Genomic DNA, 19,518 nt, shown 5'->3' with positions numbered 1-19,518 from the left:
GGCCGCGCGGGATCTGGAGCCGACTGCGGGGTTCGAACCCGCGACCGCTCGCTTACAAGGCGAGTGCTCTACCAGCTGAGCTAAGTCGGCGACGACGGGAGCCCGTCGCGAACCATCCTAGGGGACGGCGGTCAGCTGCCCGCGCTCGGCGAGGGGGTCGGAGTGGACGTCGACGAGTACTCGTCGCCCTGCGCCTGCAGCACGAACGCCTTGAAGTCGTCCGCGTTGGTGAGCGAGCCGGTGTACGGCTTGCCGTTCACCAGCACGAGCAGTGCGTTCGTCATCTTCCTCACGTCGGAGTTCGGGATGGGACCGCTCAGAGCGCGGTCGCTCGCCGTGCCGACCCAGGTCTTGAAGCGCCCGTCGTCGATACACGGGTTCACGTCCGACACGGACGCGCCGGCGGACGCGGCGCGCTTCTTGAGCTCCTGGTCGCTCAGCCCGGGGCCGCCCTCGGCCGGCTGGTCCGTGAACAGGGCCTCGTTGAACGCCCAGAAGGCCTTCGGCGAGTAGTTGGCGACACAGGCCGCCGCGTTCGCCGCGCGCAGCGAGTAGCGGGTGCCCGCCGAGTGACTGGTGTAGATGGCGACGGGGTGCATCTCCACCGTCACGGCGCCGTTCTTCACCAGCGGCTCCAGCTGCTTGAGGTTCGTGCGCTGGAACTGGCCGCACAGCTTGCACAGGTAGTCCGCGTAGATGCGGATGTCGACGGTGCTGCCCGTCGGATCGGCGGGGCTGGCGATGGGCTTCGCGTCGGCGGCGAGCGCCGGAGTCGCCTTGACCGTGAGGCCGGACCCGACGACGACGCCGTCGCTGGCCATGTTCTTCGGGCCGGGCACGGTCGGGCGGATGGCGCCCATGATCACCACGGCGACGATGGCGGCGATGGCGAGGACTCCGACGACGATGCCGCCGGAGAGGAGGGTCTTGTTCCTGCGGTCTCTGCGCTGCTGGCTCGTGCGGAGCTGTCGGGCTTTCTCCCTGGCAGCCGCGCGGACGTCGCCGTTGCGGCTCTCGTCGGGGTCGGTCATGGAACTCATAATCCTCAGGCGAATCGGCTCTCGGGGTAGGCGGCGCTGAGCGCGGGGGGACGCATCAGCGGGACGTGCGTGAGCTAGACGCAACCGGACGATCGTATTCCGGCAGTCTGGGAATAGACCAGACATAGGCCGTCGGAGTTCCGAACACCACCTCCACGCCGCCCCCCGAGCGCGGGCCGGCGGCCTCCGCCGGCAGGTGGTCGAGGGCACCCTCGGGATGCCTTACTATGGGGGTCGTGGCATCGACGCCCCTGGACGTCGACGCCACGTCTATTCCATTCACAACGGATCGTCCGGCACGTACCTGCCGGTGAAGGAGACAAAAGAAAAATGGCGACTGTCACTTATGACAAGGCGACCCGGCTCTATCCGGGTTCCACCCGCCCCGCGGTCGACGCTCTCGACCTCGACATCGCAGACGGCGAGTTCCTCGTCCTCGTCGGCCCCTCCGGCTGCGGCAAGTCCACCTCGCTGCGCATGCTCGCCGGCCTCGAAGAGGTCAACGACGGCAACATCTTCATCGGCGAGCGCAACGTCACCGACGTGCCCCCGAAGGACCGCGACATCGCGATGGTGTTCCAGAACTACGCGCTCTACCCGCACATGACCGTCGCCGAGAACATGGGCTTCGCGCTCAAGATCGCCGGCGTTGGCAAGGAGGAGCGCGCCTCCCGCGTCCTGGAGGCCGCCAAGCTGCTCGACCTCGAGCCCTACCTCGGCCGCAAGCCCAAGGCCCTCTCCGGTGGTCAGCGTCAGCGCGTCGCCATGGGCCGCGCGATCGTCCGCTCCCCCCAGGTGTTCCTCATGGACGAGCCGCTGTCGAACCTCGACGCCAAGCTCCGCGTGCAGACCCGCACCCAGATCGCCTCGCTCACCCGCCGCCTGGGCGTCACCACCGTCTACGTCACCCACGACCAGACCGAGGCGCTCACCATGGGCGACCGCATCGCGGTCCTCAAGGACGGCGTCCTGCAGCAGGTCGGCACCCCCCGCGACCTCTACGCGCAGCCGAAGAACGTCTTCGTCGCCGGCTTCATCGGCTCCCCCGCCATGAACCTGTTCACCGCAGACGTCACCGACGGCGGCATCAAGTTCGGCACCACGGTCGTCCCGGTCGAGCGCGACGTGCTCGCCAACGCCGGCAACACCGTCACCATCGGTGTCCGCCCGGAGGACGTCGTCGTCTCCACCGCCGAGAGCGGCGGCCTGAAGGTCGCCGTCGACCTCGTCGAGGAGCTCGGCGCCGACGGCTACCTCTACGGCCACTCGGAGGTCGACGGCAAGCGCACCGACATCGTCGGCCGCGTCGATGGCCGGGTGCACCCGAACGCTGGTGACACCGTCTACATCACCCCGAAGCCGGGCCACGTCCACCTGTTCCACGCGGAGTCGGGCGAGCGTCTCGGCGGCGCGGTCGTCGACTGAGGTCGCAGGAACAATCCCTCACTCTGCCGCAGTCCGGTCTCGGGCTGCGGCAGAGTGGTTTCCGCACCACCTGTTCCTGGAGGCTCTGTCATGGCCGGCTCTGTCAACATCACTGCGGCGACCGTCGATCCCGCTCTGCTCGATCTCCCGTGGAACATCCCGCTGGAGCAGTGGTCGAACGAGCACATCGCGCTGCTGCCGAAGGGCATCAGCCGTCACCTCGTGCGCTTCGCGAACCTCTCCGGCTACGTCATCGCCATCAAGGAGACGACCGCGGAGATGGCGCAGCGCGAGTATGAGATGCTGCGCACCCTCCAGCGCCTCGACGTGCCGTGCGTCGACCCGGTCGCGGTCATCAAGAACCGCACCGACGACAACGGCGACCCGCTGAACGCCGCCCTGGTCACCCGGCACCTCAAGTTCTCCCTCCCCTACCGCGCACTGTTCTCGCAGACGCTGCGGCCCGACACCGCGACCCGTCTCGTCGACGCCCTCGCCGTGCTGCTCGTGCGCCTGCACATCGTGGGGTTCTTCTGGGGCGACGTGTCGCTCTCCAACACGCTGTTCCGGCGTGACGCCGGTGCGTTCGCCGCCTACCTCGTCGATGCCGAGACCGGTCAGCTCTACGACGGCCTCTCCAACGGGCAGCGTGAGAACGACCTCGAGATCGCGCGGGTCAACATCGCCGGCGAGCTGATGGACCTGGAGGCCGGCGGCCGCGTCGACGAAGAGCTCGACCCGATCAAGGTGTCCAACGGGATCGTCGCCGCCTACCGGTCGCTCTGGAAGGAGCTCACCGGCAGCGAGTCGTTCTCGTCGTCGGAGCGCTGGCGGATCAGCCAGCGCGTCGAACGCCTGAACGAGCTCGGCTTCGACATCGAGGAGCTCGCGATCAAGACCTCCGACGAGGGAACGACCGTCCGCATCCAGCCGAAGGTCGTCGACGCCGGGCACCACCAGCGACGCCTGCTGCGCCTGACCGGCCTCGACACCGGCGAGAACCAGGCCCGGCGCCTCCTGAACGACCTCGACTCCTACTCGGCGACCCTCGGCAAGCGCGGGCTCGACGAGGAGGCCATGGCCCACGAGTGGCTCCTGCGCGTCTTCGAACCCGTGGTCCGCGCGATCCCCGCCGAGCTGAAAGGCAAGCTGGAGCCCGCCGAAGTCTTCCACCAGCTGCTCGAGCACCGCTGGTTCATGTCGCAGCGCGAAGGCCGCGACGTGCCGTTGGCGGAGGCGCTCACGTCGTACATCAACGACATCCTCCGACACCGCCGCGACGAGGCCACCGTCGTCGGCCCGCCCACCGAGACGATGAGCATTCCGGTGATCCGCAGCGCCGCCGGACTCGATGACGACGAGGACGACGAGGACGACTGGCGGTCGAAGGTCTGACCGCACGGCAATCGTCGCCAGACCGCTGGCCCTGCGCCGCTCCGCTACGCTCTGAGTAACCAGAACGAGGAGCCCCATGTCGAATCCCGAACAGCCCGCGTACCCGGAGCAGCAGCCCGCCCAGCAGCAGCCCGCCCAGCCGCAGTACGACGTGCAGCAGCCCGCCCAGCCGCAGTACGGCGCGCAGCAGCCCTACGGCACCCAGCAGCCCTACGGAACGCAGCCGCAGTACGGCGCGCAGCCGTACGGCACGCAGCCGGGCTCCCCGTACCCGTACGCCTACGCTCCGGAGCCGCGGACGAACGTTCTGGCGATCATCTCGCTGGTGTCGGCGTTCTTCGTGAGCCTCGCCGCCGTCATCACCGGTCACATCGCGCTGGCGCAGATCAAGCGCACCGGCGAGAACGGGCGCGGTCTGGCACTGGCCGGTCTGATCATCGGCTACGTCGGCATCGCCGCCGGCGTGCTGTTCGTCATCATCTGGTTCACGCTGTTCTTCTCGCTCATGGGCCACAGCATGTCGACCTCGGGGATCTCCAGCTAAGCCGGCCCTGCCTTCGACGTCGCCGACTCAGCCGGAGTCGCGCACCCGGAGCACCGCGTCCACTCCGCGGCGCACCGTCTCGGCCGGGCGGTCCTGGTCCATCAGCTCGAGCAGGAGCTCGCCGCAGGCCCGCCCGAACTCGCGGGGCTGGAGGTCGACGGCGGTGATCGGCGGGGTGTGGAACTCCATGATCAGGCTGTCCACCCCTGACACCAGCTTGATGTCCGCTCCCGGCCGCAGACCCAGCGTGCGCAGCAGCCCGGCGATGCGGACCGCGACGCCGTCGGCGCCGACCAGGATCGCATCGACGCCCTCCGCGTCCGTCCACTCGGAGAGCCGGCGCGCGAGCGTCGCGTTCTCCTCGTGGATGGTCGTCAAGAGCACGCGCGGCTCCCGCCTCCGTTCCGCGCACCAGGCGCGATAGGCAGCCTCGAGCTCCTGCGCCCACGCGGAGACCTGCTCGACCAGTAGAAGCCCCGGCGCCTCCGCGCCGTGGTCGGTGAAGCGGTCGAGCACCTCGCGGGTGGTCCGGGTGTTGGGCGACTCGACGATCCCCCACGGGTCGGGGAACCCGGGCGGCGGGGAGTCACCGGTCACCACGGGCAGGTCTTGGCCGAGGATCATCGCGGCGCCTTCGTCGTCGGCGTGCGGCTCGATCAGGATGAAACCGTCCACCGGAGGGAAGGATTCGATGCGCGGGCTCGTCGGCGTGCTGGGGACGATCAGGAGCGAGAGGTCGGCCGCGTGCAGCCGTTCGGTGAGGCCGAGCGTGGTCTCGGTGTAGTAGCCGAAGTGCACGGCCGACTCGGGCAGGTAGAGCCCGACGGCGCCGGCGCGGGATTGGCGCAGCGCGCGTCCGAGCCGATTGATGCGGTAGCCGGAGGCCTTGGCGATGGCGAGGACCCGCGCGCGGGTGTCCTCGGACACCCCCTTCTTGCCGTTGAGGGCGAGGGAGGCCGCTGCCACGGAGATGCCGGCGCGCTCGGCGATGTCGGCCAGCGTCGTGGTCGGCATCCGCGCTCCTCTCGTCCGCATCCCGCCGCGTTGCGTCGCGGCTTCATCGCATTGTATAGTCCCAGATTAATCGATCAAGTTCTTAATCGATTGAGTTTGGTTTCGACCGAACGGATTCCCCCTCGCCGCACAGCCGCGGCGACGAAACAGACGGGTGGCACGTGGCACAGGAGCTCGACCTCGCATTCGTGGACGGCATGGTGTTCGACGGGGTGTCCGACACCCCCTCGCGCGTCGATGTCGGCGTCGCCGAAGGGCGCATCGCCGCCCTCGGAGCCGACGTGGCCGGCCGCATCGGCGAACACACCAGGATCGTCGACCTCGCCGGGCGGCTTCTGCTCCCCGGACTGATCGACTCCCACGTGCACCCGGTCGAGGCGGGCGTCGAGCGCTTGAACTGCGACCTCTCCTCCGGCTGGACGCGCGAGGACTACCTGCGCATGATCGCGGCGTACGCGGCGGCCCAGCCCGACCGCGAGTGGATCGTCGGCGGCGGCTGGCAGCAGGCCGCGTTCCCCGGCGGCGCACCGCTCGCCGCCGACCTCGACGCCATCTGCGCCGACCGCCCGATCGTGATGTCCAACCGCGACCACCACAGCGCGTGGGTCAACTCCGAGGCGCTCCGCCGCGCCGGCATCGACCGCGACACTCCCGACCCGGTCGACGGCCGGATCGAGCGCGACGCCGACGGCACGCCCACGGGCACCCTGCACGAGGGAGCCAGGATGCTCGCCCTCCGCCTCGCCCCCAGCCCGACCGCCGACGAGCAGTACGCCGGCCTGCTGGAGGCCCAGCGACACCTGCACTCCTTCGGGATCACCGGGTGGCAGGACGCGCTGATCGGCGACTACGGCAACCACTCCTCCGGGATCATCGACGCCTACCAGCGCGCGATGGACGACCGCGCGCTGAAGGCACGGGTGAACGGGGCGATCTGGTGGGAGCGGGAGCGCGGCGCCGAGCAGATCGCGCGCATCCAGGAACTCCGCGAGCGGTTCCAGGACGAATGGTTCCGGGTCAGCACCGTCAAGGTGATGCAGGACGGGATCGTCGAGAACCGCACAGCGGCCATGATCGAGCCGTATGTGCACCGCTGCGGTCCCGGCGAGGCGCACGACGACGGAATCTCGTTCGTCGACCCCGACCTGCTGGCCGACTACGTGACCCGGCTCGACGCCCTCGGCTTCCAGGTGCACTTCCACGCGATCGGAGACCGCGGGGTGCGGGAGTCGCTCGACGCGGTCGCCGCCGCCCGCGCGACCAACGGCGAGAGCGGGATCACCCACCACATCGCCCACCTCCAGGTGGTGCACCCCGACGACCACCCGCGGTTCGCCGCGCTCGGCGTCGCCGCGAACATCCAAGCGCTGTGGGCCTGCTACGACCCTCAGATGGTCGAGCTGAACGTCCCGCTGCTGGGAGCTGAGCGCACGACCACCCAATACCCGTTCGGCTCGCTCCTGGCCAGCGGCGCACACCTGTGCGCCGGGTCGGACTGGCCCGTCACCAGCCCGGACCCGTGGCTCGGCATCCACGTGGCGGTCAACCGCCGGCTGCCCGACTGGCACCCCGACCACAATCCGGAGGCCTTCCTTCCCGGCGAGAGCCTCCGCCTCGCCGACGCCCTGCGCGCCTACACCAGCGGCGCCGCACGCATCAACGGCCGCGACGACCTGACCGGGTCGATCGCGGTGGGCGCCTGGGCCGACCTGGCCGTCGTCGACCGCGACCCGTTCGCCCACCCTGCGGACACCATCGCCGACACCCGCACCATCGAGACCTTCGTCGCCGGGGAGTCCGTCTACACGGCCGCCCCCGTCGCGAGCTGACGGTCGCACCCCCGCACAGCACACCCCAAGGAGACGCACCATGAGAAACCGCACCCTCACCGTCCTCGCCGTGGCCGCCGTCGCCGCCGTGCTCACCGGCTGCTCCAGCGGCGCCGCGGGCAGCGCGGACCGGCAGACCGCGCTGACCGACCTGAAGCTGGACAAGGACAGCTCCGCCGCCGCGATGCTGCCCGCCGACATCCAGAAGGCCGGCAAGCTGGTCATCGGCGTCGACCCGACGTACGCGCCCAACGAGTTCAAGGACAAGGACGGCGCCCCCATCGGCTGGGAGATCGACCTGATCGACGCGGTCGCCGCCAAGCTCGGCGTGAAGACCGACTACCGGGTCGCGAAGTTCGACAACATCGTCCCGAGCATCCTTGGCGAGAAGTACGACATGGGCCTCGGCGGCTACTACGACACGAAGAAGCGCGAGGAGACGCTCGACATGGTCGACTTCTTCACGGCAGGCAACCAGTTCGCCTCGCCCGCCGCGAAGCCGATCACGAACGAGCTGGATGTCTGCGGCCTCAAGATCGCCGTGCAGAACGGCGGCTCGGCACCGCTGGTCTACCTGCCCGAGGTCGACAAGAAGTGCGAGGCCGCCGGCAAGCCGAAGACGAACCAGCTCGGCTACGACACCCAGGACGACGCCACAGCCGCCGTGACGCTGGGCCGGGCGGACGCGATGGTCGCCGACTCCCCCGTCATCGGGTACGCCGCCAAGCTCAGCAAGGGCAAGCTCGTCACCTCGCCGATCTACGACTCGCTCCTCTCCGGCACGCCGGTGAAGAAGGACCGCGGGCAGTTCGCGCAGGCGATCCTCGCCGCCCTGCAGGCCCTGCAGAAGGACGGCAGCTACACGAAGATCCTCAGCTACTGGGGCGTCGAGAACGGCGCGCTCGACACCATGCAGATCAATGGCGCGACCGAGTAGCGCCCCCGAGGCCGGCACCACGACACGTGGTGCCGGCCGCCGGCGATCCGGGGAGCCCGGCCTGCACCCGGTGACCGGTGCCCCCGCCATCCGCTCGACGCCCGTTCGGCACCCCTGGCGGGCGGTGGCGGGCGTGGTGATCATCCTGGCCATCGTGCTGTTCGTCATCGACGCCGGTCGGCGCGAGGCGTACGACTGGGCGGCGTTCGCCCAGTACCTCTTCGACCCGCGCATCGTGCAGGCCGCGGGCGTCACCCTGCTGCTCACAGTGCTCTCGATGGCGATCGCCGTGCTGCTCGGCGTGCTCCTGGCGGTCATGCGGCAGAGCCCCAACCCGATCCTGCGGTGGGCGTCCGGAGTCTTCATCTGGATCTTCCGCGGCACGCCGGTCTACGTGCAGCTCGTGTTCTGGGGCCTGCTCTCGACGATCTACAAGACCATCGAGATCGGCATCCCGTTCCAGCAGCCCTGGCTGGTGTTCGAGAGCATCGACCTGTTCGACGTGTTCTGGATCGCGGTCTTCGGCCTCGCCCTCAACGAGGCGGCGTACATGGCCGAGATCGTGCGGGCCGGCCTCCTCTCGGTCGACCAGGGCCAGAAGGAGGCCTCCACGGCGCTCGGCCTCACCCGGTCGCAGATGATGCGCAAGATCGTGCTCCCCCAGGCGATGCGCGTGATCATCCCGCCGACGGGCAACGAGGTCATCTCCATGCTCAAGACCACCTCCCTGGTCACCGCGGTGCCGTTCAGCCTCGACCTGTACACGCGCTCCAGGGACATCTCGGCCGAGACGCTGAACCCGATCCCGCTCCTGCTCGTCGCCTCGGTCTGGTATCTCGCGTTCACGTCGCTGATGATGATCGGCCAGCACTTCCTGGAGCGGCGGTTCGCCCGCGGCTTCGATCAGCGCGGCGGCGGTCACGTTCCGGAGCCGATGCCGGAGACGGTCGCGATCAGCGCCGCCGAGACCCCGTCGTCCACCCCGACCGAAGGAGCAGACCGATGACCGCGACGACAGCGTCCGCGCGGCCGATGGTCCGTGCGGAGAACGTGCACAAGGCCTACGGTGACCACCACGTCCTGCGCGGCGTCTCCCTCGAGGTGCAGCAGGGCGAGGTCGTCTGCGTGATCGGGCCGTCCGGCTCCGGCAAGTCGACGTTCCTGCGCTGCATCAATCATCTGGAGGGCATCGATGGCGGCCGCATCCTCGTGGACGGCTCCCTGATCGGCTACCGCCAGGTCGGCGACCGGCTGCACGACCTCAAGCCGGCGGAGGCCGCCGCCCAGCGCCGGGACATCGGGATGGTGTTCCAGCGGTTCAACCTGTTCCCGCACCTGTCGGTGCTCGAGAACGTGACCACCGCCCCGATCATGGTCGGCGGGCAGAAGCCGGAGCAGGCCGCCGCCCGCGCCCGCGAGCTGCTCGAGCGGGTCGGCCTGGGGGCCAAGGCGAATGCCTTCCCCGGTCAGCTCTCCGGCGGGCAGCAGCAGCGGGTCGCGATCGCCCGTGCGCTGGCGATGGACCCGAAGCTGATGCTCTTCGACGAGCCCACCTCCGCGCTCGACCCCGAACTGGTCGGCGAAGTGCTCGACGTCATGAAGGGGCTCGCGCAGACGGGCATGACCATGGTCGTCGTCACGCACGAGATCGGCTTCGCCCGGGAGGTTGGCGACACGCTGGTCTTCATGGACGGCGGTGTCGTGGTCGAGTCGGGCGACCCGCGTCGGATGATCGCCGATCCCCAGCACCAGCGCACCCGCACGTTCCTCTCGCACGTGCTCTGACGCACACCGCCGAGTCCGCAGATGATCTGTGGACTCGGCGGTTTCGTGCTGACTTCGCGCGTACTCGCGAGCCGCTCGTACTCGCGAGCAGCGCGTACTCGCGAGCAGCGCGTACTCGCGAGCAGCTAGGGGCGGGCCTTCGCCTCGGACCGGAGCTTCGCGATCTCGTACAGCGTGACGCTGGCGGCGATGCCCGCGTTCAGCGACTCGGTGGAAGCCGAGATCGGGATCGACACGACCGCATCGCACGTCTCGGTGACGAGTCGCGACAGGCCCTTGCCCTCGCTGCCCACGACGATCACGACCGGACGATCCGCGAACGACAGCCCTGGTAGCGAGGTGTCGCCTCCGCCGTCGAGGCCGAGCACGAACACGCCCGCCTTCTTGAACTCCTTGAGCGTCGCCGTCAGGTTGGAGGCCATCGCGACGGGGGTGCGCGCCGCAGCACCGGCGGACGTCTTCCAGGCCGCGGCGGTCATCCCGACCGAGCGGCGCTGCGGGACGATCACACCCTGCCCGCCGAACGCGGCCGTCGAGCGGATGATCGCGCCGAGGTTGCGCGGGTCCGTGATCCCGTCCAGGGCCACGAACAGCGGGGTCTCGCCCTTGCGGAGCGTCAGGTCGAGCAGTTCGCCCGGGTGGGCGTACTCGTACGGCGGCACCTTGAGCGCGACGCCCTGGTGCACGGCGTCGCGGCCGGCGAGGCGGTCGAGCTCCGGACGCATCACCTCGAGCACCGGGATCGCGCGGCCGGTGGCGATCGACAGGATCTCCTTCATCCTGTCGTCCATCTCGGCCCGAGCAGCGATGTACAGCGTGGAGGCCGGGATCGCCGCGCGCAGGGCCTCCAGGACGGAGTTGCGCCCGGTGACGATCTCGCTCTCGTCGCCGCTCTTGGCGCGACGAGCGGCGCCGGAGGCACCGCGCGGTGCGCCGTCTCGGCCGCCGCGCTGCTCGGCCTTCGCCGCGGCGCGCTCGCGCAGCTGCTTGTTCTTGTACGCGACGTGGTACTCGCGGTCCTCGGCCTTCGGGGTCGGACCGCGGCCCTCGAGCGCCTTGCGACCGTGCCCCCCGGTGCCGACCTGGGCGCCCTTCTTGCTCTTCCTCACAGCGCCCGCGCGGGGCTTGCCACCCGAGTTCTTCATGCTTCGATACTCCAATGCGACCCCGTCGGGGTGTCTTCGATACTGATTCCCGCGGCGGTCAACTCGTCGCGGATGCGGTCTGCGGCGGCGAAGTCGCGCGATTGGCGCGCTTCCTGCCGGTCGTCGAGCAACCGCCCGACGAGGGTTCCGAGCGCGTGCTCCGCCGCACTCGAGCCCGTCGAGTGCCACTGCGGCGACAGCGGGTTGATGCCGAGCACCTCGGTCATCGCCAGCACGTGGCCACGGGCGTTGGCGGCGGCCTCCAAGTCTTCCGCATCCAGCGCCGCGTTTCCTGAACGCACGGTGTCGTGGAGCACGGCGAGGGCCTGCGGCACGGCGAGGTCGTCGTCCATCGCCTCTGCGAACGCGCCGGGCACGGTCTCCACACCGCTGCCGGCGAACCGCGTTCCGGCAAGACGGCGGTCGACGCGCTCGAAGAAGCCGGAGATGCGGTCGAGGGCTGCCTCCGCCTCGCTGAGCGACCCGTCGTGGTAGTCGATCGTCGACCGGTAGTGCGCCGAGCCGAGGTAGTAGCGCACCACGAGCGGACGCGCGGCACCCAGCAGGTCGGCGGCGTAGACGGAGTTGCCGAGCGACTTGCTCATCTTCTGCCCGTTGACGTGCACGAGCCCGTTGTGCACCCAGTACGACGCGAAGTCGTCTCCCGCGGCGGTGGACTGCGCGAGCTCGTTCTCGTGATGCGGGAACCGCAGATCGAGGCCGCCGCCGTGGATGTCGAACGCCGCGCCGAGATAGCGGCGCGACATCGCGGAGCACTCGATGTGCCAGCCGGGGCGCCCGTCGCCCCACGGCGACGGGAACGCGGCGGACGCGGGCTCGTCGCTCTTGCGCCCCTTCCAGAGTGCGAAGTCGCGCGGGTCGCGCTTGGCACGCGGGTCGGCGTCGGCCGCGGCCTCCATGTTGTCGATGCTCTGCCTGGTCAGCTCACCGTAGGCCGTCCAGCTCTTCACATCGAAGTACACGTCACCCGAGCCGTCGCCTGCGACGTAGGCGTGGCCGCGCTCGATCAGGCGGCCGATCAGCTCCTGCATCTGCGGGATGCTCGCGGTCGCCCGCGGCTCGTAGGTGGGAGGCTGCACGCCGAGCGCGGTGTAGCCCGCCGTGAACTCCAGTTCGAACCGGTACGCGAGCGCCCACCACTCCTCGGAGCCGCCCTGTTCCTGCGCGGTCATCGCGTTGACGAGGATCTTGTCGTCGATGTCGGTGACGTTGCGCACCAGCGTCACGTCGAGCCCGCGGTAGGTCAGCCACCGCCGCAGCTGGTCGTAGACGAGGGCCGAACGCAGGTGGCCGATGTGCGGCGACGACTGCACCGTCGGACCGCAGACGTACATGCCCACCGCGCCGGCGCGCAGTGGGACGAAGTCGCGCAGGGCCCCGGCCTTGGTGTCGAAGAGTCGCAGAGTCACGGCCTAAGCCTACGGGGCCGCGCGTTGCGCGAGCGCTTCGTTGACGGGCGCGAAGGCCACCCGGTCGAAGATCAGCTCGATCCGGGTGATGGCGTCCCCCTCCACGGTCACCAGCTCGACGCACGGCACCGCGCCGGCCGCCGTGTCCGTGACGAAGTCGTACACCACGCACGCGCGGTCGCCGTCGGCGAACACCTCCCGGACGTCGTTGCGGACCAGGGCGGGAAGCAACCGTTTCAGCGCGGCGAGCCACGCGTCCCTGCCGAGCGTCTGGCCCGCGAAGATCGCGGACAGGTCGTCGGCGAGGAGGCCGCCGACGGTATCGAGGTCGTGCCGCCCGACTCCGTCGATGTACTGGCGCGCGACCGCCGCGCTGTGGTCCGGGATGCTCTGCTGCTGGGTCATGGCGATCCTCTCCACGGGCCAGGCTAGTCAGTCGGCCGGGTCAGTGCAGCAGTGACGTCCGTGCAGCAGCGACGTCAGTGCAGCAGTGCGGTCGCGAAGACCGCGATCCCCTCGCTTCGACCGGTGAAGCCCAGGCCGTCGGTGGTCGTCGCGGCGATCGAGACGGGTGCGCCGAGGATGCCGGACAGCAGTTCCTCGGCCTCCCGCCGCCGTGGCGCGAACTTCGGGCGCTGACCGATGATCTGGACGGACACGTTGCCGATCCTCAGGCCGGCCTCCTCGACCAGCCGCCGCGTCTCGGTGAGGAACACCTCGCCGTGCGCCCCGGCGAACCGCGGGTCGCCCGTCCCGAACGTCCCGCCGATGTCGCCGAGGCCCGCGGCGCCGAGGAGGGCGTCCACGATGGCGTGGCAGGCGGCGTCCCCATCGCTGTGGCCGGAGAGGCCGGGCTCGTCCGGCCAGTGCAACCCGGCGAGCCACAGCTCGGCCGACGGGTCGAACGCGTGGGTGTCGGTGCCGAGGCCGATGCGCGGCAGCTGCGGCGGCTCCGACGCGGACGCGGGCGCGAGGAGGTCGTGCGCCCGCTGGAGGTCGTGCGGCGTCGTGATCTTGAACGCCAACGCCTCCCCGGGCACGACGGTGACAGCGAAGCCGGCAGCGGCGACGAGGCCGGCATCGTCGGTCTCGTCGGTCGTGGCGGCGGCGTAGGCCGCCAACAGCTGGTCGCGCGGGAAGCCCTGCGGTGTCTGCACGGCCGCCAGCGTCGAACGGTCGACCGTCTCGTGCACCGTGCCGTCGTCGGCGACGCGCTTGATCGTGTCGCTCACCGGGAGGCCGGGGATCACCCCGTGCCCCGTCTCGTCGACAGCCGCCACGACCGCATCGAACAGCCCTGAGCTGGTGAGCGCCCGCGCCGCATCGTGCACGAGCACGACCTCGACACCGTCGGCGAGCACGGCGAGCCCCGCCGCCACGGACTGCTGCCTGGTCGCCCCGCCCGGCACGACGCTCACCGGCCGGCCGAATACCGCCACCGCGATCGCGGAGGCCTCCTCGACGCGATCGGCGGGCACCACCAGAACAGGGTCGGCCACGTGGCGCATGCCCCGCACGGAATAGAGAGAGCGCTCCAGGAGCGTCGGACCGTCGAGCCGCACGAACGCCTTCGGCAGCTCGGCTCCCAGCCGCGTGCCCGACCCGGCCGCGACGACGACGACCGCGACGCGCGGCTCAGCGTTCATGCTCATGACCCGAGACTATCGCCCGGCCCGACGCCGACGGCCCCGCTGCTGTGCAGCGGGGCCGTCGAACGCGAATGCATCGCGGAGCGGGTGAATCGCGGGCTAGGAGGCGAGCACCTCGTCGAGGAGGCTCGACGCCTTCTCGTCGTCGGTCTTCTCGGCCAGGGCGAGCTCGGAGATGAGAATCTGCCGGGCCTTGGCCAGCATGCGCTTCTCACCGGCGGACAGGCCGCGGTCCTGATCGCGACGCCACAGGTCGCGGACGACCTCGGAGACCTTGATGACGTCGCCCGACGCCAGCTTCTCGAGGTTGGCCTTGTAGCGGCGGGACCAGTTGGTCGGCTCCTCGGTGAAGGGAGCACGCAGCACCTCGAAGACGCGGTCGAGACCCTCCTTGCCGATCACGTCGCGCACGCCGACCAGGTCGACGTTCTCGGCAGGGACCTCGATGGTCAGATCGCCTTGCGTGACGTTGAGCTTGAGGTACAGCTTCTCTTCACCCTTGATGATTCTTTTCTTGACCTCGGTGATCGTTGCAGCACCGTGATGGGGGTAAACGACGGTTTCGCCAACCTCGAAAAGCATAGATATGTTGTCCCTTCAGCAACGAATAGGATACCACACGAGGCACATGCTAAGGTTCGCCCTCGCACCTCCGGCGGGCGCGGGAACGGCTGGCGGCATACGGTAAACTCGTGCTGAAATCCGCTTCGTAACAGGGCATCAGCGCGCCGTCGAGCGGAACGATTCGGAGGGTCATTCCAGTGAAAGCTCGCGTCGCGGCGTCCATCGTCCTCGCCCTGGCGGTCGCAGTCGGCACGGCCGGGTGCGGTCTCATCGCCCCGCAGGCGACCACGAAGCACTACGACCCGAGCGACGGCGTCGGCGGCACTGTCGGCGCGATCGACGTGCGCAACGCCTTCATCGTCACCGACGGCGTCGGCGGCAAAGTCGGCAACCTCGTCGTCTCGCTGGTCAACACCGACACCAAGAGCCACCGCGTGGCCATCTCCTCCGGATCCTCCGGCGCCGCGGCCGAGATCACCGTCGAGCCGGGCCAGGTCAAGGTCGTCGGCAAGAACCCCGACAAGGCGTCGTCGAGCAACGTCTTCCTGACGCCGTTCGACGCGCTGCCCGGCAGCCTCTACCCGGTCTACTTCCAGTACGGCGACGCGACCGGCGTCAAGCTGCAGGTTCCCGTCCTCGACGGCGGCCTCCCCGACTACAAGAGCCTGGTGCCGCCGGCGATCCTGCCCGGCCAGGGCTGATCGGCCGAGCTCCACACACGTCGAAGCCGCCCTCGCCAATCGCGAGGGCGGCTTCGTCGTTCCCGGGTCAGGCGTTGAAGCGGTAGCCGAGCCCGCGCACCGTGACCAGCATCTGCGGGTCGGACGGGCTCTCCTCGATGCGCGACCGGATGCGCTTGATGTGCACGTCGAGCGTCTTGGTGTCGCCGAAGTAGTCGCTGCCCCACACACGGTCGATGAGCTGACCGCGCGTCAGCACCCGGCCGGCATTGCGCAGCAGCAGCTCCAGCAGTTCGAATTCCTTCAGCGGCATGGAGATCTCGCCGCCGTTGACGGCGACCGTGTGCCGGTCGACGTCCATGCGCACGGTGCCGGCCTCCAGGATGCCGTCGTCCTCCAGCTCGGCCTCGTCCACGCGGCGGCGCAGCACGGCGCGGATGCGTGCCAGCAGCTCGCGCGACGAGTACGGCTTGGTGACGTAGTCGTCGGCGCCGAGCTCGAGCCCTACGACGATGTCCACCTCGGAGTCTTTGGCGGTCAGCATGATGATCGGGACGGTCGAGCGTGTGCGGATCTCACGGCAGACCTCGGTTCCGGGGATGCCGGGGAGCATGAGGTCGAGCAGGATCAGGTCCGCTCCGACGCGGTCGAACTCGGCGAGCGCCGTCGGTCCGTCCTCGGCGACCGTCACCTCGTAACCTTCGCGCTTGAGCAGATACGCGAGGGGCTCGCTGAGGGCGGCCTCGTCCTCGACGAGCAGGATGGCTGTCACAGGTTCTCTCCAATCGGGGGACGCACGGTGGCCGCCTCCGGCAGCCGGATCGTGAAGGTGGAGCCACGCCCGGGCTGGGACCAGACCCGGACCTCGCCGCCGTGGTTCTGCACGGCGTGCTTGACGATCGCGAGGCCGAGCCCGGTGCCCCCGGTATTGCGGGAGCGAGCCTGGTCCACGCGGAAGAATCGTTCGAAGACGCGATCGAGGTCGTCCTCCGGGATGCCCTCGCCCTGGTCGGTGACCGCGATCTCGACGACGCCGTCGACGGTGCGCACGCCGATCCCGACGCGGGAATCCTCGGGCGAGTACTGGATGGCGTTGGAGATCAGGTTGTGCACGGCCGTGACGAGCAGGGCCTCGTTGCCGATGACGCTGGCATCCTTCTCGCCGCGCATCGCGATCTCGATCTGCCGCGCTTCGGCCGCCACCCGGTTCTGGTCGATCGCTGCCTTGACGACCTTCTTGGCCGAGAGCTCCTCCGCGTCACCGAGCGCGTCGGCGGCCTGCAGGCGGCTCAGCTCGATGATGTCCTGAGTGATGCGCGCCAGCCGGGAGGCCTCCTCGCTGAGACGCAGCGCGAACCGGCGCACCTGCTCCGGGTCGTCCGACGCGTCGTCGAGCGCCTCGGCGAGCAGGGAGACCGCGCCGATCGGCGTCTTCAGCTCGTGACTGATGTTGGCGACGAAGTCGCGCCGCACCGACTCGAGCCGGAACGACTCGGTGCGGTCCTCCGCCAGCAGCAGGATGTAGCGCGAGCCCAATCGCGCAGCGCGCACGCTGAGGTGGATGTTGGCGTCGCCGAAGGGCCCGCGCGCGAGTTCGCACTCCTCGGTCACCGGCTCGCCCGTGCGTCGCACGCGGTCGACGAGCTCCACGAGGTGCGGGTGCACGAGCAGCCCGTTCCAGACCAGGCCGATGGCGTGGGCCCCCGGGGAGGCCTTGATCACGTTGTTGGACGGGTCGAGGACGACACCGGCGGACTCCATCGCGTCGAGCACCTGGTCGACGCCGTCCGGCACCGCGGGATTGGACACCGCGGCCGCGTGATCCCCGCGCCGAGCGGCGATGTGGAGGATCCAGACGAACCCCGCACCCACAGCCAGCCCCAGCCCGAGGGAGAGCAGCACCAACCAGGCGGAGTCCATACCCAAAGCGTAGGTGATCCCATCGCGCGCGCTATGACCGATACTGCTCTGCGCCGCGTGTTTTCGCGGGTACGTTAGACAGTGTTCAGGTTGACGGCACCAACCGTTAACCTCCCGAGGCGAGCATGCTCAAGGGGTCGTCCGACCCTCGTATCCCGCGTGCCCGCGCACGCCCAGGAAGGATCCATCCCATGCGCGAAGTTTTCCAGCAGGAGCTGGCCGAAGTCCAGGACCGGCTGGTCGAGATCGCCGAGCTGGTCGTCCGTTCGATCCGCAGCGCCACGCAGGCCTTCAACGAGTCCGATGTGACCCTCGCCGAAGAGGTCATCGCCAACGACCACCGCATCGACGAGCTCACCGTGGTGCTGGACGAGCTGTCCATCCAGATCCTCGCCCGCCAGCAGCCCGTCGCCCGCGACCTGCGCATCGTGGTCAGCGCACTGCGCATCAGCGCGTCGCTCGAGCGGATGGGCGACATGGCGGAGCACATCGCGCAGCTCGCGCGCTACCGCTTCCCCGACAAGGTCGTCCCGAAGAGCCTCCGCTCGACGTTCTCCGAGATGGGGCGCCTCGACGTGCAGATCGCCGAGAAACTCGCCGAGCTGCTGCGCACCCAGGACATCCGCCTGGCCGACGAGATCCGCAACGACGACGACGACATCGACGAGCTGCACGCCAGCGTGTTCGACAAGGTCCTCGGCGAGACCTGGAAGGGCCAGGCGGTCGACACCGTCGACGCGACCCTCGCGAGCCGCTACCACGAACGCTTCGCCGACCACGCGGTCTCGATCGCGAAGAAGGTCCAGTATCTCGCGACCGGCGACTGGGCCCCCGAGCTCGCCGTCTGACCGTCTCCTTCTCGTCAACCGCCGAGGCGGCAGATTCTCTGCCGCCCGGCGGTTTTCGTCTGAGTTCGCGCCGTCTCGACGGGTCAGGCGAGCGGGATGCGGGCGACGACGCGGCGAGGAGCGCCGGGGGTGCGCTCGACGAGCGCGAGCTCGGTGAGCGAGGCATGCTCGCCGGGGGCGAGCGTGCCCAGGCGCTGATCGGAGGCGTGCGGGCGGTAGCCCGAGCGGATGTGCCGCCGGTCGGCGATGACCGCGCCCGCGGCCTCCAGCGCCTCCACGCATGCCAGGTGCAACGCGAGCAGCGCGGGCGACGGCCGGATCAGCGTGACGGGAACGGCGCGGCGATGGCCGAACGAGGCGCGCGCGCCGGCGACCACGGGGATGCGCGGGCCGCGTGGCAACAACGCGGCAATGGCGCCGGCGTCGAGGCCGGTCTCGAACGGCGGCACGATCGTGACGTGCAGCGGCCAGTCGCGCGCTGCGAACTCCGCAGGAACGACGACGTCGCCGCCGCGTTCCGGCAGGAACGCGACGACGACGTAGGAGTGGTCGGTCGTGACCGCTACTTCTTGCCCTGGGCGGCGACGGCCGCTGCCCCCGCGGCCGCGGCCTCCGGGTCGAGGTAGACGGCGGGCTCGATCGGGGCGAACGTCTCGTCGAGCCTGTAGACCAGCGGGATGCCGGTGGGGATGTTGAGCTCGGCGATCTCATCGTCCGAGATGCCGTCGAGGTGCTTCACCAGGGCGCGCAGCGAGTTGCCGTGCGCGGTGACGAGCACGGTCTTGCCCTCGGCCAGGCTCGTCGTGATGTCGGATTCCCAGTACGGCAGCATGCGCGCGATGACGTCCTTGAGGCACTCGGTGCGCGGGAGGTCGTCGCCGAGACCGGCGTAGCGCGGGTCGTTGGCCTGCGACCACTGGCTGTCGTCGGGCAGCGGCGGCGGCGGCACGTCGAACGACCGGCGCCAGAGCTGGAACTGCTCCGGCCCGTACTTCTCGAGTGTGTCGGCCTTGTCGAGGCCCTGGAGGGCGCCGTAGTGCCGCTCGTTCAGTCGCCACGACCGCTCGACCGGGATCCACAGCCGGTCCGACACGTCGAGCGCGTAGTTCGCGGTCTGGATGGCGCGCGTGAGAACCGACGTGTACAGGATGTCGGGCTCGAGGCCGGACTCGGCCAGCAGCTCTCCGGCGCGCTTGGCCTCGGCGACGCCCTGCTCGCTGAGCCGGACGTCGACCCAGCCGGTGAACAGGTTCTGCTGGTTCCACTCGCTGTTGCCGTGGCGGAGGAGGATCAAAGTGTAGGGAGCGGGCATG

20 protein-coding genes and 1 tRNA gene are annotated in these 19,518 nt (G+C 69.7%); 9 read left to right on the top strand and 12 right to left on the bottom strand.

The features are described from left to right. Nucleotides 1-14: 14 nt before the first annotated feature. Both JNB50_RS08980 and JNB50_RS08975 read right to left on the bottom strand, forming a co-directional pair. Nucleotides 15-90 (bottom strand) — tRNA-Thr (locus JNB50_RS08980). A gap of 41 nt (nt 91-131) precedes the next feature. After that, entirely contained in the window at nt 132-1,031 is a 900-nt protein-coding gene (locus tag JNB50_RS08975) for a thioredoxin domain-containing protein (RefSeq protein WP_208039786.1), read from the bottom strand. A 339-nt stretch (nt 1,032-1,370) separates the two neighbouring features. Between JNB50_RS08975 and JNB50_RS08970 the strand changes: the two genes are divergently transcribed. From JNB50_RS08970 to JNB50_RS08960, 3 genes are all read left to right on the top strand, one after another. After that, on the top strand, nt 1,371-2,465 hold the full coding sequence (locus tag JNB50_RS08970) for an ABC transporter ATP-binding protein (protein ID WP_208039785.1): 1,095 nt from the start codon (nt 1,371-1,373) through the stop codon (nt 2,463-2,465). Nucleotides 2,466-2,555: 90 nt separating this feature from the next. Further along, the gene (locus JNB50_RS08965; RefSeq protein ID WP_208039784.1) at nt 2,556-3,860 is read left to right on the top strand and encodes a DUF4032 domain-containing protein; all 1,305 of its coding nucleotides are present in this window, start codon (nt 2,556-2,558) and stop codon (nt 3,858-3,860) included. Between the two features lie 76 nt (nt 3,861-3,936). Continuing rightward, nucleotides 3,937-4,404 carry a DUF4190 domain-containing protein gene (locus JNB50_RS08960; RefSeq protein WP_208039783.1) on the top strand — a complete coding sequence of 156 codons (468 nt, stop codon included), beginning with the start codon at nt 3,937-3,939 and terminating at the stop codon, nt 4,402-4,404. Between the two features lie 27 nt (nt 4,405-4,431). On the opposite strand, the gene JNB50_RS08955 is transcribed toward JNB50_RS08960, so the two are convergent. Further along, nucleotides 4,432-5,418 (bottom strand): LacI family DNA-binding transcriptional regulator, encoded by a 987-nt coding sequence (locus JNB50_RS08955; protein ID WP_208039782.1) that lies wholly within the window; start codon nt 5,416-5,418, stop codon nt 4,432-4,434. A 161-nt stretch (nt 5,419-5,579) separates the two neighbouring features. Here JNB50_RS08955 and JNB50_RS08950 point away from each other — a divergent pair, with 161 nt between their 5' ends. From JNB50_RS08950 to JNB50_RS08935, 4 genes are read left to right on the top strand one after another with little or no spacing between them, the layout of a single operon-like run. Beyond that, nucleotides 5,580-7,247: an amidohydrolase gene (locus tag JNB50_RS08950; RefSeq protein ID WP_307794661.1), complete on the top strand. Its 1,668-nt coding sequence runs from the start codon at nt 5,580-5,582 to the stop codon at nt 7,245-7,247. A gap of 40 nt (nt 7,248-7,287) precedes the next feature. Beyond that, entirely contained in the window at nt 7,288-8,184 is an 897-nt protein-coding gene (locus JNB50_RS08945; RefSeq protein ID WP_208039781.1) for an ABC transporter substrate-binding protein, read from the top strand. Next, the gene (locus JNB50_RS08940; protein ID WP_208039780.1) at nt 8,168-9,190 is read left to right on the top strand and encodes an amino acid ABC transporter permease; all 1,023 of its coding nucleotides are present in this window, start codon (nt 8,168-8,170) and stop codon (nt 9,188-9,190) included. Before JNB50_RS08945 ends, JNB50_RS08940 begins: the two co-directional genes overlap by 17 nt. Beyond that, nucleotides 9,187-9,969, top strand: a complete 783-nt coding sequence (locus JNB50_RS08935; protein ID WP_279554082.1) for an amino acid ABC transporter ATP-binding protein — start codon at nt 9,187-9,189, stop codon at nt 9,967-9,969. Before JNB50_RS08940 ends, JNB50_RS08935 begins: the two co-directional genes overlap by 4 nt. A gap of 125 nt (nt 9,970-10,094) precedes the next feature. On the opposite strand, the gene rlmB is transcribed toward JNB50_RS08935, so the two are convergent. The 5 genes from rlmB to JNB50_RS08910 form a co-directional block, all read right to left on the bottom strand. Further along, on the bottom strand, nt 10,095-11,114 hold the full coding sequence (rlmB, locus tag JNB50_RS08930) for a 23S rRNA (guanosine(2251)-2'-O)-methyltransferase RlmB (protein WP_208039779.1): 1,020 nt from the start codon (nt 11,112-11,114) through the stop codon (nt 10,095-10,097). Continuing rightward, entirely contained in the window at nt 11,111-12,544 is a 1,434-nt protein-coding gene (cysS, locus tag JNB50_RS08925) for a cysteine--tRNA ligase (protein ID WP_208039778.1), read from the bottom strand. Before cysS ends, rlmB begins: the two co-directional genes overlap by 4 nt. 9 nt (nt 12,545-12,553) lie before the next feature. After that, nucleotides 12,554-12,949 carry a nuclear transport factor 2 family protein gene (locus tag JNB50_RS08920; RefSeq protein ID WP_208039777.1) on the bottom strand — a complete coding sequence of 132 codons (396 nt, stop codon included), beginning with the start codon at nt 12,947-12,949 and terminating at the stop codon, nt 12,554-12,556. A 74-nt stretch (nt 12,950-13,023) separates the two neighbouring features. Then, the gene (gene ispD / locus JNB50_RS08915) at nt 13,024-14,196 is read right to left on the bottom strand and encodes a 2-C-methyl-D-erythritol 4-phosphate cytidylyltransferase (RefSeq protein ID WP_208039776.1); all 1,173 of its coding nucleotides are present in this window, start codon (nt 14,194-14,196) and stop codon (nt 13,024-13,026) included. Nucleotides 14,197-14,292: 96 nt separating this feature from the next. Beyond that, nucleotides 14,293-14,775: a CarD family transcriptional regulator gene (locus JNB50_RS08910; protein WP_021763858.1), complete on the bottom strand. Its 483-nt coding sequence runs from the start codon at nt 14,773-14,775 to the stop codon at nt 14,293-14,295. A 179-nt stretch (nt 14,776-14,954) separates the two neighbouring features. Between JNB50_RS08910 and JNB50_RS08905 the strand changes: the two genes are divergently transcribed. Next, nucleotides 14,955-15,458, top strand: a complete 504-nt coding sequence (locus tag JNB50_RS08905; protein WP_208039775.1) for a hypothetical protein — start codon at nt 14,955-14,957, stop codon at nt 15,456-15,458. A gap of 67 nt (nt 15,459-15,525) precedes the next feature. Here JNB50_RS08905 and JNB50_RS08900 read toward each other — a convergent pair whose 3' ends face one another. Both JNB50_RS08900 and JNB50_RS08895 read right to left on the bottom strand, forming a co-directional pair. Then, entirely contained in the window at nt 15,526-16,209 is a 684-nt protein-coding gene (locus JNB50_RS08900; RefSeq protein ID WP_208039774.1) for a response regulator transcription factor, read from the bottom strand. Further along, nucleotides 16,206-17,357: a cell wall metabolism sensor histidine kinase WalK gene (locus tag JNB50_RS08895; protein ID WP_208039773.1), complete on the bottom strand. Its 1,152-nt coding sequence runs from the start codon at nt 17,355-17,357 to the stop codon at nt 16,206-16,208. The genes JNB50_RS08900 and JNB50_RS08895 overlap by 4 nt, the downstream gene beginning before the upstream one ends. Before the next feature lie 191 nt (nt 17,358-17,548). On the opposite strand from JNB50_RS08895, the gene phoU reads away from it, so the two are divergent. After that, nucleotides 17,549-18,205, top strand: coding sequence for a phosphate signaling complex protein PhoU (gene phoU / locus JNB50_RS08890; RefSeq protein ID WP_208039772.1), 657 nt, complete (start codon nt 17,549-17,551; stop codon nt 18,203-18,205). A gap of 83 nt (nt 18,206-18,288) precedes the next feature. Here the strand turns inward: phoU and JNB50_RS08885 are convergent, their stop codons facing one another. Together JNB50_RS08885 and JNB50_RS08880 are read right to left on the bottom strand one after the other, a co-directional pair. After that, nucleotides 18,289-18,729 carry a 2'-5' RNA ligase family protein gene (locus JNB50_RS08885; RefSeq protein WP_208039939.1) on the bottom strand — a complete coding sequence of 147 codons (441 nt, stop codon included), beginning with the start codon at nt 18,727-18,729 and terminating at the stop codon, nt 18,289-18,291. Between the two features lie 38 nt (nt 18,730-18,767). Then, the gene (locus JNB50_RS08880; RefSeq protein WP_208039771.1) at nt 18,768-19,517 is read right to left on the bottom strand and encodes a phosphoglyceromutase; all 750 of its coding nucleotides are present in this window, start codon (nt 19,515-19,517) and stop codon (nt 18,768-18,770) included. Nucleotide 19,518 lies beyond the last annotated feature (1 nt).

Source organism: Leifsonia sp. TF02-11 (assembly GCF_017565305.1).
Lineage (GTDB): Bacteria > Actinomycetota > Actinomycetes > Actinomycetales > Microbacteriaceae > Leifsonia.
Note: the sequence above shows the minus strand (reverse complement) of the source record. Positions and strands in the feature narration are given on the sequence as shown.

Excerpts from the sequence above, each read along its gene's own strand:
- JNB50_RS08975 (WP_208039786.1), bottom strand. The coding sequence starts at position 1,031 with ATGACCGACCCCGACGAGAGCCGCAACGGCGACGTCCGCGCGGCTGCC.
- JNB50_RS08970 (WP_208039785.1), top strand. The coding sequence starts at position 1,371 with ATGGCGACTGTCACTTATGACAAGGCGACCCGGCTCTATCCGGGTTCC.
- JNB50_RS08965 (WP_208039784.1), top strand. The coding sequence starts at position 2,556 with ATGGCCGGCTCTGTCAACATCACTGCGGCGACCGTCGATCCCGCTCTG.
- JNB50_RS08960 (WP_208039783.1), top strand. The coding sequence starts at position 3,937 with ATGTCGAATCCCGAACAGCCCGCGTACCCGGAGCAGCAGCCCGCCCAG.
- JNB50_RS08955 (WP_208039782.1), bottom strand. The coding sequence starts at position 5,418 with ATGCCGACCACGACGCTGGCCGACATCGCCGAGCGCGCCGGCATCTCC.
- JNB50_RS08945 (WP_208039781.1), top strand. The coding sequence starts at position 7,288 with ATGAGAAACCGCACCCTCACCGTCCTCGCCGTGGCCGCCGTCGCCGCC.
- JNB50_RS08940 (WP_208039780.1), top strand. The coding sequence starts at position 8,168 with ATGGCGCGACCGAGTAGCGCCCCCGAGGCCGGCACCACGACACGTGGT.
- JNB50_RS08935 (WP_279554082.1), top strand. The coding sequence starts at position 9,187 with ATGACCGCGACGACAGCGTCCGCGCGGCCGATGGTCCGTGCGGAGAAC.
- rlmB (WP_208039779.1), bottom strand. The coding sequence starts at position 11,114 with ATGAAGAACTCGGGTGGCAAGCCCCGCGCGGGCGCTGTGAGGAAGAGC.
- JNB50_RS08920 (WP_208039777.1), bottom strand. The coding sequence starts at position 12,949 with ATGACCCAGCAGCAGAGCATCCCGGACCACAGCGCGGCGGTCGCGCGC.
- ispD (WP_208039776.1), bottom strand. The coding sequence starts at position 14,196 with ATGAGCATGAACGCTGAGCCGCGCGTCGCGGTCGTCGTCGTCGCGGCC.
- JNB50_RS08910 (WP_021763858.1), bottom strand. The coding sequence starts at position 14,775 with ATGCTTTTCGAGGTTGGCGAAACCGTCGTTTACCCCCATCACGGTGCT.
- JNB50_RS08895 (WP_208039773.1), bottom strand. The coding sequence starts at position 17,357 with ATGGACTCCGCCTGGTTGGTGCTGCTCTCCCTCGGGCTGGGGCTGGCT.
- phoU (WP_208039772.1), top strand. The coding sequence starts at position 17,549 with ATGCGCGAAGTTTTCCAGCAGGAGCTGGCCGAAGTCCAGGACCGGCTG.
- JNB50_RS08880 (WP_208039771.1), bottom strand. The coding sequence starts at position 19,517 with ATGCCCGCTCCCTACACTTTGATCCTCCTCCGCCACGGCAACAGCGAG.